General features: G+C 71.2%; 9 protein-coding genes, 2 tRNA genes and 1 pseudogene. 7 read left to right on the top strand and 5 right to left on the bottom strand.

Going from position 1 to position 14,365, the window contains the following annotated elements; genetic code table 11:
- Positions 1-955: 955 nt before the first annotated feature.
- On the top strand, positions 956-2,611 hold the full coding sequence (locus AB0N90_RS15425) for a long-chain fatty acid--CoA ligase (protein ID WP_365196566.1): 1,656 nt from the start codon (positions 956-958) through the stop codon (positions 2,609-2,611).
- 67 nt (positions 2,612-2,678) lie between these two features.
- On the opposite strand, the gene AB0N90_RS15430 is transcribed toward AB0N90_RS15425, so the two are convergent.
- On the bottom strand, positions 2,679-7,136 hold the full coding sequence (locus AB0N90_RS15430; protein WP_365196568.1) for a PAS domain-containing protein: 4,458 nt from the start codon (positions 7,134-7,136) through the stop codon (positions 2,679-2,681).
- A 179-nt stretch (positions 7,137-7,315) separates the two neighbouring features.
- The gene (locus AB0N90_RS15435) at positions 7,316-7,780 is read right to left on the bottom strand and encodes an SSI family serine proteinase inhibitor (RefSeq protein ID WP_365196570.1); all 465 of its coding nucleotides are present in this window, start codon (positions 7,778-7,780) and stop codon (positions 7,316-7,318) included.
- A 186-nt stretch (positions 7,781-7,966) separates the two neighbouring features.
- Between AB0N90_RS15435 and AB0N90_RS15440 the strand changes: the two genes are divergently transcribed.
- Positions 7,967-8,057: transfer RNA gene (locus AB0N90_RS15440), tRNA-Ser, on the top strand.
- Between the two features lie 182 nt (positions 8,058-8,239).
- Positions 8,240-8,312 (top strand) — tRNA-Arg (locus tag AB0N90_RS15445).
- A gap of 95 nt (positions 8,313-8,407) precedes the next feature.
- On the opposite strand, the gene AB0N90_RS15450 is transcribed toward AB0N90_RS15445, so the two are convergent.
- Positions 8,408-9,076 carry a YdcF family protein gene (locus AB0N90_RS15450; protein ID WP_365196573.1) on the bottom strand — a complete coding sequence of 223 codons (669 nt, stop codon included), beginning with the start codon at positions 9,074-9,076 and terminating at the stop codon, positions 8,408-8,410.
- 13 nt (positions 9,077-9,089) lie between these two features.
- Positions 9,090-10,187: a hypothetical protein gene (locus AB0N90_RS15455; RefSeq protein WP_365196747.1), complete on the bottom strand. Its 1,098-nt coding sequence runs from the start codon at positions 10,185-10,187 to the stop codon at positions 9,090-9,092.
- Between the two features lie 275 nt (positions 10,188-10,462).
- On the opposite strand from AB0N90_RS15455, the gene AB0N90_RS15460 reads away from it, so the two are divergent.
- A complete protein-coding gene (locus tag AB0N90_RS15460) occupies positions 10,463-10,879 on the top strand; it encodes an ATP-binding protein (RefSeq protein ID WP_365196575.1) in 417 nt (138 codons plus the stop codon).
- A gap of 1,043 nt (positions 10,880-11,922) precedes the next feature.
- On the opposite strand, the gene AB0N90_RS15465 is transcribed toward AB0N90_RS15460, so the two are convergent.
- On the bottom strand, positions 11,923-12,444 hold the full coding sequence (locus AB0N90_RS15465) for a hypothetical protein (RefSeq protein ID WP_365196578.1): 522 nt from the start codon (positions 12,442-12,444) through the stop codon (positions 11,923-11,925).
- A gap of 299 nt (positions 12,445-12,743) precedes the next feature.
- Here AB0N90_RS15465 and AB0N90_RS15470 point away from each other — a divergent pair, with 299 nt between their 5' ends.
- The 3 genes and pseudogenes from AB0N90_RS15470 to AB0N90_RS15480 all read left to right on the top strand — a co-directional run.
- Positions 12,744-13,289 carry a response regulator transcription factor gene (locus AB0N90_RS15470; protein WP_365196580.1) on the top strand — a complete coding sequence of 182 codons (546 nt, stop codon included), beginning with the start codon at positions 12,744-12,746 and terminating at the stop codon, positions 13,287-13,289.
- 139 nt (positions 13,290-13,428) lie between these two features.
- Positions 13,429-13,815 carry a hypothetical protein gene (locus AB0N90_RS15475; protein ID WP_365196582.1) on the top strand — a complete coding sequence of 129 codons (387 nt, stop codon included), beginning with the start codon at positions 13,429-13,431 and terminating at the stop codon, positions 13,813-13,815.
- Positions 13,784-14,365: pseudogene (locus AB0N90_RS15480) on the top strand (hypothetical protein); the annotation flags it as partial. The gene AB0N90_RS15475 and the pseudogene AB0N90_RS15480, both read left to right, overlap by 32 nt.

The following is a 14,365-nucleotide window of genomic DNA, read 5'->3' on the forward strand; positions in this document are numbered from 1 at the left end:
GCCGACTCACAGGGTCCGGGGATGCCGGGTCACGGGTCGGGGATGCCGGGTCACGGGCTCGGGATGCGGGGTCACGGGGGCGGGGGGTGCCAGGGCGGCGGGTCTGGGGACGGTGGCTCATGGGAGCCTGCGGGGGTCGGCTCAGAGGTTTCCGAGGGGAGGGCTCGGCGAGTCCGAGGGCGTTGGCTCGGCTAGCCGGGGGACACCAGATCATCGGGACCAGGGCGCCGGGCGCCGACCCACAGGGTCCGGGGCACTTACTCACCGAGCCCGGAGCACTTACTCACCGGGCCCGGAGCACCTACTCACCGGGCCCGGAGCACCTACTCACCGGGCCCGGGGCCCCGTTCACCGGGCTTGGGGGCACTGGCTCATCGGGTCCAAGGGCACTGGCTCACCGGGTTCGGGGGCCACTGGCCACCGGCCCGGGGCGTCCGTTCACCGGGCTTGGAGGTATCGGCTCACCGGGTCGGGGGCACTGGCTCATCGGGTCCAAGGGCACTGGCTCACCGGGCTCGGGGCCACTGGCCAATGGACCCGGGGCACCCGCTCACCGCCGCCCGGAGGCATCGGCTCACCAGGTCGGGGTACTGGCTGGCCCATCGTGCCCGGGGGCACCAGCTCACCGTGCCCGGGGGCAGCGGCTCACCGTGCCCGGGGCATCGACTCACCGGGCCCAGGCGCGCGACGCACCGAGCCCAGGCCCGCGACTCACCAAGCCCGGGGCACCCGCCCCCCCGTGGCCCGTCGGCGGGGGCGCGGCTGCCCTGCACGGGGGTGCCGGGCTCCCGCGATGCCCGCTCACCGGCGCGGAAGGGCGCCGGATCTCGATTCCGACCCGTTTCCGTCCCGTTCCGCACGCAGTGACATTCCACCTAGTGACATACCACTCGGTATGTGCGCAGAATCGGCGCACCCCCTACTACCGCGTAGGCACCGTCGCCGGGAGGACTCCGTGCTGAGCACCATGCAGGACGTACCGCTGCTGATCTCCAGGATCCTGACCCACGGGTCGACGGTCCACGGCGCCTCGCGGGTGATCACCTGGACCGGCGAGTTCGAGCCGCAGCGGCGCTCCTACGCCGAGATCGGTGCCCGCTCGGCCCAGCTGGCGCACGCCCTGCGCGACGCCCTCGGCGTCACCGGCGACCAGCGGGTGGCCACCTTGATGTGGAACAACGCCGAACACGTCGAGGCGTACTTCGCGGTCCCCTCCATGGGCGCGGTGCTGCACACCCTCAACCTGCGGCTGCCCGGCGAGCAGCTGGCGTGGATCATCAACCACGCCGCCGACCATGTGATCATCGTCAACGGCTCCCTGATCCCGATGATCGCCCCGCTGCTGCCCCGGCTGAAGACCGTCGAGCACATCGTGGTCACCGGCCCCGGCGACCGCGCCCCGCTGGCCGGCGCCACCGCGCGGGTGCACGAGTACGAGGACCTGATCGCGGACCGGCCGACCCACTACGACTGGCCCGAGCTGGACGAACGCCAGGCCGCCGCCATGTGCTACACCTCCGGCACCACCGGCGACCCCAAGGGCGTGGTCTACAGCCACCGTTCGGTCTATCTGCACTCCATGCAGGTGCAGATGACCCAGTCGATGGGCCTGACCGACAAGGACACCACGCTCGTCGTCGTCCCCCAGTTCCACGTCAACGCCTGGGGGCTGCCGCACGCCACCTTCCTGACCGGCGTCAACATGCTGATGCCGGACCGCTTCCTCCAGCCCGCGCCGCTCGCCGAGATGATCGAGCGGGAGCGGCCGACCCACGCCGCCGCCGTGCCCACCATCTGGCAGGGCCTGCTCGGCGAACTGCTCGCCCGCCCCCGTGACGTCTCCACCCTCACCCATGTCACCATCGGCGGCGCGGCCTGTCCGCCCGGTCTGATGCGGGCCTTCGACGAACTGGGCATGCCGGTCGTGCACGCCTGGGGTATGACGGAGACCTCCCCGCTCGGCACCGTGTCCCGTCCGCCGGCCAGTTCGCTCGGCACGGAGGACGAGTTCGGCTACCGCCTCACCCAGGGCCGCTTCTCGGCCGGGGTCGAGGCCCGCCTGACCGGCCCCGACGGCGAACGCCTGCCCTGGGACGGCGAGTCGGCCGGTGAGCTGGAGGTGCGCGGCCCCTGGATCGCGGGCGCCTACTACAACGGCCCCGACGCCGAACCCCTGCGCCCCGCCGACAAGTTCAGCGCCGACGGCTGGCTGAAGACCGGCGACGTCGGGGTCATCTCCCCCGACGGTTTCCTCACCCTCACCGACCGCGCCAAGGACGTCATCAAGTCCGGCGGCGAGTGGATCTCCTCCGTGGAGCTGGAGAACGCGCTGATGTCCCACCCGGACGTCGTCGAGGCCGCGGTGGTCGCCGTCCCCGACGACAAGTGGGGCGAGCGCCCGCTGGCCACGGTCGTGCTGCGGGAGGGCGCGACCGCCGACTTCGAGACCCTGCGCGCCTTCCTCGCCGAGGAGGCCCACATCGCCCGCTGGCAGCTGCCCGAGCGCTGGACGATCGTGGCGGCGGTGCCGAAGACGAGCGTGGGCAAGTTCGACAAGAAGCTGCTGCGCAGGAACTACGCGGACGGGGACCTGGACGTCACCCGGCTGTGAGCCACGCGTCATGTGGGGAGGGGCCGGGCAGCAGCCCGGCCCCTCCCCACATGACGTTCGCCGTCGGCTAGTTGGTGCCGATCCGGGACAGCAGATCCACGATCCGCGACTGCACCTCGGTGCTGGTGGACCGCTCCGCGAGGAACAGCACCGTCTCGCCCGAGGCCAGCCGGGGCAGCTCGGCGGACTCGACGGCGGCCGTGTAGACGACCAGCGGGGTGCGGTTGAGCTGGCCGTTCGCGCGCAGCCAGTCCACGATCCCGGCCCGCCGCCGGTGCACCTGCATCAGGTCCATCACCACGAGGTTCGGCCGGAACCGGCCCGCCAGCGCCACCGCGTCGCTGTCGCTCGCGGCCCGCGCCACCTGCATCCCGCGCCGCTCCAGCGTCGCGGTCAGGGCCAGCGCGATCTCCTCGTGCTCCTCGATCAGCAGCACCCGCGGCGGATGCTGCTCGCTGTCGCGCGGGGCGAGCGCCTTCAGCAGGACGGCGGGGTCGGCGCCGTACGCCGCCTCCCGCGTGGCCTGCCCGATCCCGGCCGTGACCAGGACCGGCACCTCGGCGGCGACGGCGGCCTGGCGCAGCGACTGGAGGGCGGTACGGGTGATCGGGCCGGTCAGCGGGTCCACGAACAGCGCGGCGGGGAAGGCCGCGATCTGCGCGTCGACCTCCTCGCGGGAGTGCACGATCACCGGCCGGTAGCCGCGCTCGCTCAAGGCCTGCTGCGTGGTCACGTCCGGCGCGGGCCACACCAGCAGCCGGCGCGGGTTGTCCAGCGGCTCCGGGGGCAGCTCGTCGTCCATCGGCTGCGGCCGGGGGGTGTCCGACACCTCGACGGCACCGCCGGGACCGTCCAGCGGCTCCGGCCCCTCGGCCGCGTTCGCGTCCGGCGCGCCGATGGCGTACGACCGTCCGCCGCCCTCGGTCCCGGGCGCGATCCGCGCCGACCCGGGCAGCGACGAACCCTGCGCGGGCACCGCCTCGCCGGACGCCTCCTGGCGCGCGGCCGGATCGGGCGGCGTCCCGAGCTTGCGGCGCCGTCCGGAACCGCCCGGCGCGTGCGGCGGCGGCGTGGCCTGCGTGACCTGCCGCGCGAACGGCACACCCTGCCCGAGCGTGCGCACGCTGATGGCCCGGCCCTGGGTGGAGTCGGGGTCGTACGCGGGCACGCTCCCGGCGGCCTCGGCGGGCAGCGGCAACGGCTGGGCGGCCCGCGGCGGCTGAGCGGCGGGAAGGGGAGTGCCGGCCGCGGGGGTCGACGGCGGTACGGGCGCCCCGGCGGCCGGGCTCGCGGCCCCCGGAGGTACGGCGGCCCCGGCGGCCGGGGCGCCCTGCGCCGCCCGGGGCGGCTGCGGTGCCTGCGGCGACGGCGGTACGGGGGTGCCGTGGGCCGGGGTGGCCGGCGCGGGCTGCCGCGCGGCGGGGGCCTCGGCGGGCAGCGGGAGGGGCCCCGCGGCGGGGGCACCGGCGGCCGGGGCGGCCTGGGGCGCGGCCGGGGCGACGGGAGCGGCGGGCGCCGCGGGCGTCACGGTGGCAGCCGGAGCAGCCGGAGCAGCCGGAGCAGCCGGAGCAGCCGGAGCAGCCGGAGCAGCCGGGGCGGCCGGAGTGGCCGGTGCGCCCGGGGTGATCGGAGCCGACGCGGGCACGGCGACCGAGGGTCCGGCCTGGAGGGCGATGCCCCGGCCGTTCGCGCCCTGGGCCTGCGCCTGCGCCGGAAGGGCCGTTCCGGGGATGGCCTGTCCCGGGGCCACCGCACGGGGGGCCTGCGCGGGAAGGGCGATGCCCTGCCCGTCCGTGGCCTGAGCCGGGGCCTGTGCCGGAGCGGGTCGCGCCGGAGCCCCCGGCGTCGTACCGGAGTCGGCGGTCTGAGCTGCCGGAGCGGCCTGCACCGTCGGCACCGTCTGCGGGGCCTGCGGGACCTGCGGGGCCTGCGAGGTCTGTGCGGGAGGTGCCACCGCGCGGCGGCGTCGGCCGGTCGGCGCGGTCGTGGGATGCGGCTGCGGCGGAGTGTGGTCCTCGGCCTGGCTCAGCGGTACCGCGTCGTGCCGCCCCTCCGCACCGGGCACGGGCGCGGTGGCCGACGGGGCCTGAACCGGCACGGTCCCGGTCTGCGGTGCCCGAACCTCCGGCTCCTCCTGCGGAGCGCGGTCCGCGGCGGCGGGCGGCAGCGCGAAGACCGTACGCGCCCCCGTCTCCTGCGCGGCGGCCCGCTCGGCCGCGGCGGCCAGCGCACGGCGCCGTCGTCCGGTGGGCTGCCCCTCGTCGGCGGCACTCTCGGCACTCGGCCCACCTTCGGCTCCCGGCGCGCTCTCGCCCCCGGCGGGCGGCAGGGCGGCGGGCAGCGCGGCCTGCGGTGCGGGCTCGGCGCCGGTGCGGGCGGGATGTCCGGCCGGCACGGGCACGCCACCCGGCGGCACGGCGGCCCCGAGTCCCGTACCGGAGGCGGCGGCCCCCGCGGCATGCTCGGCCGCGGTCACCACGGCTCCTTCGCTCACCCCGTCGGCACCGGCACCGGCACCGGCACCGGCGTCGGCGCGCGCGGGATCGAGCTCGGCGGGCCGCCCGCGGCGCCGCCCGGTACCGCCGGACGCGCCCTGCGTGGCCTCGGCCGGAACCTCGGTCGTCTCGTCGGGGGCCCCGGCCGCGCGCCTGCGACGGCGTCCGGTGGGCGCCTCACCGGATGGCGTGCCCGAACCGGCCAGATCGGCGTCGAGGAAGGCGTCCGTGGAGCCCCGCCGTGCGCGCCGCCGACCACCGTCGAAGGTCTCCTGCGCCGGCTCCTGCGCCGTCCCGGCGAGCTCCGGCTGCGCGGACGGTGCCACGACCGCGCCCGCGCCGCCCCCGAGCGGCACCTCCAGGACGTACGCGTTGCCGCTCATGCCCGGCACCTCGTGCGTCTGGAGCACACCGCCGTGGGCGCGCACGATCCCGCGCACGATCGGCTCGTGCACCGGGTCCCCGCCGGCGTACGGCCCGCGCACCTCGATCCGGGCGACCGAACCGCGCTGCGCTGCCGCGACGACCACGGTGTTGTCGAGGTAACCGCCCGTGGAGACGGGCGCGTTGCCGGTGGCGTCGACGCCCGCGACGTCCGCCACCAGGTGTGCGAGCGCGGTGGCGAGCCGCTGCGGGTCGACCTCGGCCTCGATGGGCGGCGCGTGCACGGCGAACTGCACCCGGCCGGGGCCGATCAGCTCCACCGCGCCGTCGACACCGGCGGCGACGACGGCGTCCAGCATCACCTTCGTACGGGTGATGTCCTCGGTGCCCGTGTCGATCCGCTGATAGGCGAGGACGTTGTCGATGAGGGTGGTGATCCGCGAGTACCCGGCGGAGAGGTGGTGCAGCACCTGGTTGGCCTCGGGCCACAGCTGTCCGGCGTCGTCGGCGGCCAGGGCGGCCAGTTCGCGCCGCAGTTCGTCCAGGGGGCCGCGCAGCGACCGGGCGACCAGGGTGAGCAGCTGCTCGTGCCGCCCGGCCAGCGCCTCGTACCGGTCCTTCTCCCGCTCGCCGAGCGCGGCGTACCGCTCCTCGCCCGCCGCCAGCTCCTCCGCGTGCTGCTCACGCAGCTCGGCCAGCTCGGTGTCGTACTTCTCGCGCAGCTCCGCCACCTCGGTGGCATGTTCCTGGCGCAGCGCGGTGAGGTCGGCGGCGTGTTCCTCGGAGAGCTTCTCCAGCTGCTCGGCGTGCGCCTGCTCCAGCGTGGTCTTCTCGTCCACCAGGGAGTCGAAGGGCCGCCGGTCGGTGAAGGTCATCACGGCGCCGACCAACTGGTCCCCGTCGCGCACCGGCGCGGTGGTCAGATCGACCGGCACCTGGTGGTCGCCCTTGGACCACAGCACCTGCCCGCGCACCCGGTGCTTGCGCCCGGAGCGCAGGGTGTCGGCGAGCGGCGACTCGGCGTACGGGAAGGGGGAGCCGTCGGCCCGCGAGTGCAGGACGAGGTTGTGCAGCTCCTTGCCGCCCAGCTCGCCCGCCCGGTAGCCGAGGATCTGCGCGGCCGCCGGGTTGACGAGCACGATCCGCCCGTCGGTGTCGGTGCCGACGACGCCCTCGGACGCGGCCCGCAGGATCATCTCGGTCTGCCGCTGCGAGCGGGCCAGCTCCGCCTCGGTGTCGACCGTCCCGGACAGATCCCGGACGACGATCATCAGCAGCTCGTCGCCCGTGTAGCCGTAACCGTCGTACGCCTGCTGCCCGTTCTCCAGGTTCGCGCTGGTGACCTCGACCGGGAACTCGTGCCCGTCGGTGCGCCGGGCGACCATCCGGGCCGGCTTGGTCCTGCCCTGCGGGTCCCGCTGGCCCGGGCGCCGCATGGAGCCCGGGATGAGCCGCGAGTCGAACTCGGGCAGCAGATCGAGCAGCCCGCGCCCGACGAGCGCGGTGCCGGGCGCCTCGAAGGCTTCCAGCGCGATGGTGTTGGCGTTGACGACGGTTCCGTTGGCGTTGACCAGGACCAACGCGTCCGGCAGAGCGTCGAGTATGGCTGCGAGGCGAGCAGCGCCTCGGGATGGCCTGCTGCTCACGAGACGCTTCCTCCCTGTTACCGCACCTTGCCGACCGCTCGGGCCATCTTGCCAACCGGCCCGCGACGTGTCACGCGAGGGAGTCTATGCGCACGTGTTGTCCGGGGGGTGCCGGATGAGAGGGAGGTCCCACGAGGAAGTGACGCCGATGCGGTGACGACCGGACCTTTGGACCGGTCCTATCCGATCTTCGGCAGCAGCGGCACCATCCGGTTCCACCGGTCGATCTCGCACCCGTTGTTCCGGTCGTACGACGCGTCGACGGGCCGTCCCGCCCAGGTGCCGGTGACCCGCGCGGTGGCCGGCCCGCCGGAGATCATGGAGCAGATGGTGCCGGGCGGCACCGGCGCGAAGAGGTCCCGCCCCCACTGCGTCTGCTCGTCAAGCTTCTGACAGGCACCCCGCACATCCGGGTGATGCCCGCCGTCGGGATGACAGAACAGCTCGTACGTCCCGTCCCGCCCGGCCCCGGCATGCCGTACGACGACGGTGAGGTGATCCCCGCCGCGCCCCTGACCGAGGGCGGCGGCGGGCACAGCGATCAGCGGTACGACGGCGGAGGCGGTGACGGCGGCGGCGGTGGCGAGGACGGCGAGGCCGCCGCGACGGACGCGCCCTGCGAGACCCGGCAGAAGAGAACCCATGCCCCTCTCAACGCCCGACCTCGACGGACGTTGCTCCACGTTCCCCCGGAAAACGCCACCCCGTCGAAGAAGCCCTTTGCTCTGTGGCCGGACTGCCTAGTACCGTAGGGGTCGATTGGTGACGGGCCCTGCGGCTGTGTCATCATCTGCACGCACCACTCGCGCGCTCGCGTGAGCGGTTGTGCTGGAGGCGTCGCCTAGTCCGGTCTATGGCGCCGCACTGCTAATGCGGTTTGGGTTTTAAAGCCCATCGAGGGTTCAAATCCCTCCGCCTCCGCCCCAACCGAAGCCCCGGTCCACTGGACCGGGGCTTCGTCGTTCCCCTCTTCCTGGACGTTTCCGCAGGTCAGAAGGGGTGTGCGGAACGGATTTCACATGACGGCGGCAGTCATGTAATGTTCTTCCTGTCGCCGGAACGGGCCGAAAGGAACGGAAACGGAGACAAGAACAAAAGAACAAGCACTCGTAGCTTAACGGATAGAGCATCTGACTACGGATCAGAAGGTTGCAGGTTCGAATCCTGCCGAGTGCACATCAGCCCAGAGGCCCCGGAGAGATCCGGGGCCTCTGGCTTTTATCTCGCACGAGGCAGGGCCGATGCGCGCAGCGCGCCCGGCTTCCGGCAGGTCAGGAAGCGATCAGTCGGCTGGTGAAGCCGTCGCGGATGAGGGTTTCGTACGCTCCCCGCACGTCAGCCGGGACCTCCTGTTCGATGGCGAAGCCGCGCTTCGGGTACTCGATCACCCGCTGGAGATCACCGACGAGCATGTCCAGGACGAGCTTCTCGTCTCCGATGGACTTCACGTAGTCGTCGAGCTCCAACGGCTCCGACGCGCAGAGGATCTCGACGTCGGGCCACAGCTTGCGGGCGGTCGCGTAGGAGCGCCGTTCCATGTAGGGCTTGGAGACCAGCAGCACAGTGGCCGGGGTGATGCCGGCGGCGGCGAGGACCTCACGGGAGAGGGTGATGTTCTGCCCGGTGTTGCCGGCGAACGGTTCGAGGAGGATCGCCTCGGAGGGGACGCCGAGGTCGATGGCGTGTTCGCGGTAGTGGACGGCTTCGCCGCGTGGGAAGACCTTGGCGGTGGTGGGGCTGTTGCCGCCGGTGAAGACCAGGGTCGGGAACAGCCCGGCGCGGTACAGCTCGGCGGAGCGGGTGGCGACGCCGAGGTCGTGACTGCCCAGGCCGATCGCCACGTCGACGGGCCGCGGCGCGTGGCGCATCTGGTGGTACTCCCAGATCAGCGCGGCCCGGTGCCACTGGTCCTCGGTGATGGCCTGCTGGTTGTCGCCCACGCGTCTCTCCCTGTCACCGTCGCCGGGGGCCAATCCGGCTCTCTCTCGTGGCCTTGATGCCCTCGATGCTGCGCAGTTGATGCACGAGTCCGTACCGGGCGGCCGTGCGAATGGCTTGATCGAGGACGAGGAGTCCATCATCCCGGGTCGCCGGGTCGGAGAGCAGGATGTGGCCGTAGGCGGTGTCCAGCCGTACGCGTTGCATCGGTGAGTCGGTGGTTCCACTGCTGCGGGCGATGCCGATGAAGTGCAGGGCTTGGGTGAGGTCGCCGGCACCACGGCGGGCCAGGGCGAGTTTCTGTTGGGCCACCGACCAGTCATCGGGTTCGGTCAGGTCCTCGAAGTCGCGGGTCGCGGCCTGCATGACGCGGGTCGCGTAGCCATGCCGGCCGTTCTTGCTCAGCGCGGTACCGACCCACAGGCGGGCCCTGGCACGGTCCCGGGGGGAGAGCCGGTCGTCGGCGGCGAGGGTTTCGTACTGGCGGGCTGCGATCTCCAACTTGCCGGACATCTCCGCGACCACCGCGAGGGAGAGGTCGAGCTGGGCAACCCGACGCGGGATGCCGAGCTGAGTGAAGACCGCGTGTGCCGCCGCATACGAGTGCTGGGCGGAAAGGGGGCCGAGTACGCAGCCTTGGTCGCGTTTGAGATCACCGAGCAGCGCGGTCGAGCGGGCGAAAAGATACAGGCCCTTCTCGTCCAGTTCCCGGGCGTCGTACCGGGCCAGCCAGCGGCTGAGGAGGCTGTCGGCGAAGGCGAAGTTCTGCTGGGAGAGCGCGATCACCACGCGGTCCAGATCCTCGGCCCACGATTCGTACTCCCAAGCACGAGGGCCGGTGCCGACGACACGGCAGACATTCGGCGCGGTGCCTGCCACCCCGGACAAGATCGTCTCGAAGCGCAGCTGGGCGGAGGCGTCCGCGCGGGCGAGGGCGGTGTCGAGGATGGCCTGCGTGTCGGGTCGTGGCTCGGTTGCCGCGCGTTTGCTCTCCCACTTCGAGACCGTGGCGACGGCAACTCCGAGGTGCTCGGCGAAGGCCCGCACGCTCAACCGCAAGGCAAGACGCAGGGCCCTGGTCTCCAGGCCGGTCCACTGGTGCACGGTGGCCACGCGCCGCTCCCTTCCACCGTCATCGAAGCAGACGCGCGCGGGCCGCGGGACGAAAGTGGAACAAAAGTAGAACGACGGGTGATTGGCCGGAAGTTCGGTGCCGCCCATGCTCGTGTCCGTCACCACGTGGCGACCCATTGAGTGGTTCCCGCACGGCCCTCTCACTGAACACCGCCTGATCAGCAGACCGGTGATACGGGTCTCCGAAGCGCACAACGCTCTGGCGACCGCGCGAACTGCCCCAGGGCCCGGCCGATCTGAGAAAGCAGACCGACATGCCGCAACCTACAACGCGGGTCCGTCCGACCGGGCACCCCGGCTACAGCGAGACGCTGCCACGGGACCCCGAAAGCGCCGCGACCGCGCGCCGCCTGGTACGCGTAGCCCTCTCCGCCTGGGGACTGGACGAGCTGACCGACGACGCTGTCCTGATCGTCACCGAGCTGGTGACCAACGTCGTTCGGCACGCCCGGCGGCGGTCCATCCGCGTGATGGTGGAACGCATCGCGCCGCGCACGGTACGGGTGGCCGTCGCGGACTTCTCCCACGCGCTGCCTGTGCCCTGCGCGCCGAAGAATGACGAGGAGGGCGGCCGCGGCCTGGCCCTCGTCGTGGCGTTGGCGGCGAACTGGGGCGCGGACGAGCGGCGGTGGGGGAAGGTCGTGTGGGCAGATCTGGAGTCACGCGGGTGACCGACGGAGAAACCCCCACGCGCAGCCTGGCTCGAGCCCACCTATCCCAACTGATCGACATGTTCGGCACGGACGGGTGCCTGCGGCTCAGCACAACTTCTACTCCCGACCCAGGCAGCTCGGCCCTGACTGCCGCCCCTGACGGCGATGAGCTGGGGGACGACGAGCAGACCTGAGGCCGTTGTTACAGATCTCTCTACCTCATCAAGCCCCGGCTGCGCTCCGCGCGCCGCCTACGGTCAGAACAATGCCTCCGGCGGGGATTCGGCCGGTACCGGGATGGGGGCTGGGGGTGGGTGGGTGTGGGTGAGCCAGCGGCCGATCATATTCAGCCAACCTTGGATGTCGGTTTCAACGCTTATGTGCACCGATCTGCGTGGATCGCAAGGCAGTTGCGATGAGTGCAATTTTCTGCGGTGGTCGTAACCAGGCATACGTGCAGATCAGGGGCCTGTAGACGGGTCTACAGGCGGACACGGTGTACACATCTTGAGTGTGGTCGGCACCAGGCCAGAGGGCTTCTCGAAAGGAGCGGAAGCCTGCGCGCGCCCTGCTAGCTTTCGTGGCCTGAAGAAGGCCCCATCCGGGTCTGGGGAGACGTGACGGATGGGGCCGACCAGCGCAACTCGTTCGAGCTGCCCCGGAAAGGATGAGATGGATCCACTCACCCCTGTCCAGGAAGAGCCTACTCAAAGAACTGCGAGGGGAACCACGACTGCCACTGCGCCCATGGTGGGAGCTGGCTCGTTCCTCATGGGACGCGCCGCGACGATCACTGCATGGGTGGGTGTGCAGGCGTACGCCCAAGGTTGCTCGGCGCCGACGCAGTACAGCAGCGAAGTACAGCAACCACAGCAACCAATCGTTGCCCATCAGCACCCCCTCAAGCCCGTAACCAGACCGGTTTGACCGTCACCGACCGATCCACATAGAGCTACGGATCAGAAGGTTGCAGGTTCGAATCCTGCCGAGTGCACATCAGACCAGAGGCCCCGGAGAGATCCGGGGCCTCTGGCGTTTTTGGAGATGTACGGCGGCAGCGGTCACCGCCGCTCGGGTGGATTCGGGTTCCAGCCGAGCGCGAAGGACCATGTCACGCCCGGGTCCGCGGTGAAGCGCAGGGAGCCGGTGGAGTGGGTCCGGGGCATCTGGATCTCGTTCATCGAGGGCAGGACCTTGTCCTTCTCGCATCGCAAGGGGAAGGAGACACCGCCGGACCGTACCTGGACGGCGAGCCGGCCCGGGCCCTCGCAGTTGATCGCGATCGCCAGGGTTCTGCCCGTCTTGATCCCGCCCGGGATCGGGTAGGTGGCGTCGCCCTTGACCGCGGTGCCGCTGGCCAGGACCTCGATGCCGTCCGAGCCGGTCAGCGGGAGCTGGTGGACGGACGGGGTGGGAGCCGTGTCGGTCGACGGGGTAGGGACCTGGGGCGCGGTGACCCGGGCGGGGTGGGCCGGAGGTGGCGGAGCTGTGACGTGATGGCCGGGGCTGCCGCAACTGGTCGTCGCCAGCGCGGCGGCACACGCGGAAAGGGCCAGGCGGACGGATCGTCTGGTGATCGCCATCGAGTGTTCGGCCCCCGGATCGTCCTTTCGTCCTCTCTCCCCCTGAGAGACGGCGTGTGCCAGAACGCTCGCCCCGATCGGTCCGGCCCGGCAGGTGAACGCTGTTTATTTGAGGGAAAGCTGAGGCGCTCGACCCCGATGGGCCTCCTCGGCATGCCGAGGAGGCGGGGAGCGGGGATTCTGAGAGTGATGCGATCGTGGCACCCAGCCGACCAGGAACCTCGATGAGCCCACATCCGGTGCGTGTAGCCGTAGCAGTCGTCTCCGACTGTCCCTTGCTACGGCGAGGCCTTGAGCAGGTGATCGACACCGCGCCGGACATGCGGAGGGTCGCCTCCGGCAAGGGGAGCGAGGACACCGAGACGGGGGCCGCGGACGTCGTCCTGGTGAACCTTCAGGCGCCTGTCGAGGAAATGGCCCGTCTTATCGCCCGACTGCGTCAGCAGGGCCAAGCCGCGATCATTCTGTCGGCCTCCGAGACGCAGACCGAGCTTTTCTTCTTCATCGAAGCGGGTGCCAGCGGGTATTTGAGCCGGCGCAGCGGGGAAGTCGAATTGCTGGCGGCGGTCCGTGCCGTCGCCTCCGGGGATATTTATTTCTCCACGAGATTGAGGGATCAGTCCCTACGCGAGCAGCACACTCGCATTACGCATCGGGAGCGGCAGATCCTGCAACTCATCGCGAGTGGTGCCACCGACCGGGAAATCGCCGCCAAGTTGAATATTAGTGAGCACACCGTTCACACGCACCTCGACCGGCTGCGCGGCAAGACCGGCTGCCACCGCCGGGCCGACCTGGTACGCCTGGCCCTGCTGCGCGACGGAGCGGGCGAACCTCCCGGCTGACGCGCCCTGCGGCTGTGGGCGTTTCCGCCCACGGTGTCGGTAGTTCTGCCTCTTGTTCAGCCGAACCCCGGTCGCTGAGTCTTGGAACATGTCGTGCGCTGGATGCCGGTGTATCTCTGTGCGCTGATAGGTGGATCCTGTGCTGGCGATTTCCAGGATGGTGAGGATGCGGAAGGCGATGTTGCGCGGCGTCTGGCTCGCAACAGCCGTGTTCTCACTCTTGGCGGCAGGCGTATTGGGTCCCTATGCGAGTGAGGCAAGCGCACTGTCGAAGGGTGCACAGGCGAACGCGAATGCGAAGTCGGCGCTCCGGTGTTATGAGACGCGCAGAGACCCCGGTGCGGTCGTCTGCTACCGGTTCTCGAAAAAAGCCGAGTTCAGGCACGGTGACGTCGTCTTCGTTCCCATTCTCATTCAGGTGCCCGTGCCGGCGGACCCGCCGCCTGTGATCGTCGTGGACAGTCTCGATGCTATTCATCCGAGCGATGTGGGTGGTGACCGGACTGCGAATTCCGTCGAAAACTGAAGGCGCGCTCTGGTATCTCATCCTCGGCCTTTCGAACGCCGCAGATCTCGACCCCTCAACGACTGATAGCGAGGTTCCCATGTTTACCGCTCGAAATCGAGTCGCCCGCATAGCAGGGGCTTCCTGTGCCGCCGCGCTCCTCGCCGGAACCGTCGGCGTCGCCGGCGCCGAGGCCGCGCCCGCGACACACCACGACGCGGTGGTGCACTCCGTCAGCAAGCCGCCCCCACCGCGCCCCCACCACCGGCACAACACCCCGAACACACCGAACACGCCCAACACTCCGAACACCCCGGGTGGCGGCGGGAACACCCCGAACACTCCGAACACACCCAATACCCCGAACACCCCGGGCGGCGGTGGCCACAACCCGAACACGCCCAACACGCCCAATACCCCCAACACTCCGAACACCCCGGGCGGTGGCGGGAACACCCCGAACACTCCGAACACGCCCAATACCCCGAACACCCCGGGCGGCGGTGGCCACAACCCGAACACGCCCAACACGCCCAATACCCCCAACACTCCGAACACCCCGGGCGGTGGC

It is taken from the genome of Streptomyces sp. NPDC093018 (genome assembly GCF_040684035.1).
GTDB lineage: Bacteria > Actinomycetota > Actinomycetes > Streptomycetales > Streptomycetaceae > Streptomyces > Streptomyces murinus.

Bases quoted from the DNA above. Each gene is read 5' to 3' on its own strand.
- AB0N90_RS15435 (WP_365196570.1), bottom strand. From the start codon at position 7,780: ATGGGTTCTCTTCTGCCGGGTCTCGCAGGGCGCGTCCGTCGCGGCGGC.
- AB0N90_RS15460 (WP_365196575.1), top strand. From the start codon at position 10,463: ATGCCGCAACCTACAACGCGGGTCCGTCCGACCGGGCACCCCGGCTAC.
- AB0N90_RS15465 (WP_365196578.1), bottom strand. From the start codon at position 12,444: ATGGCGATCACCAGACGATCCGTCCGCCTGGCCCTTTCCGCGTGTGCC.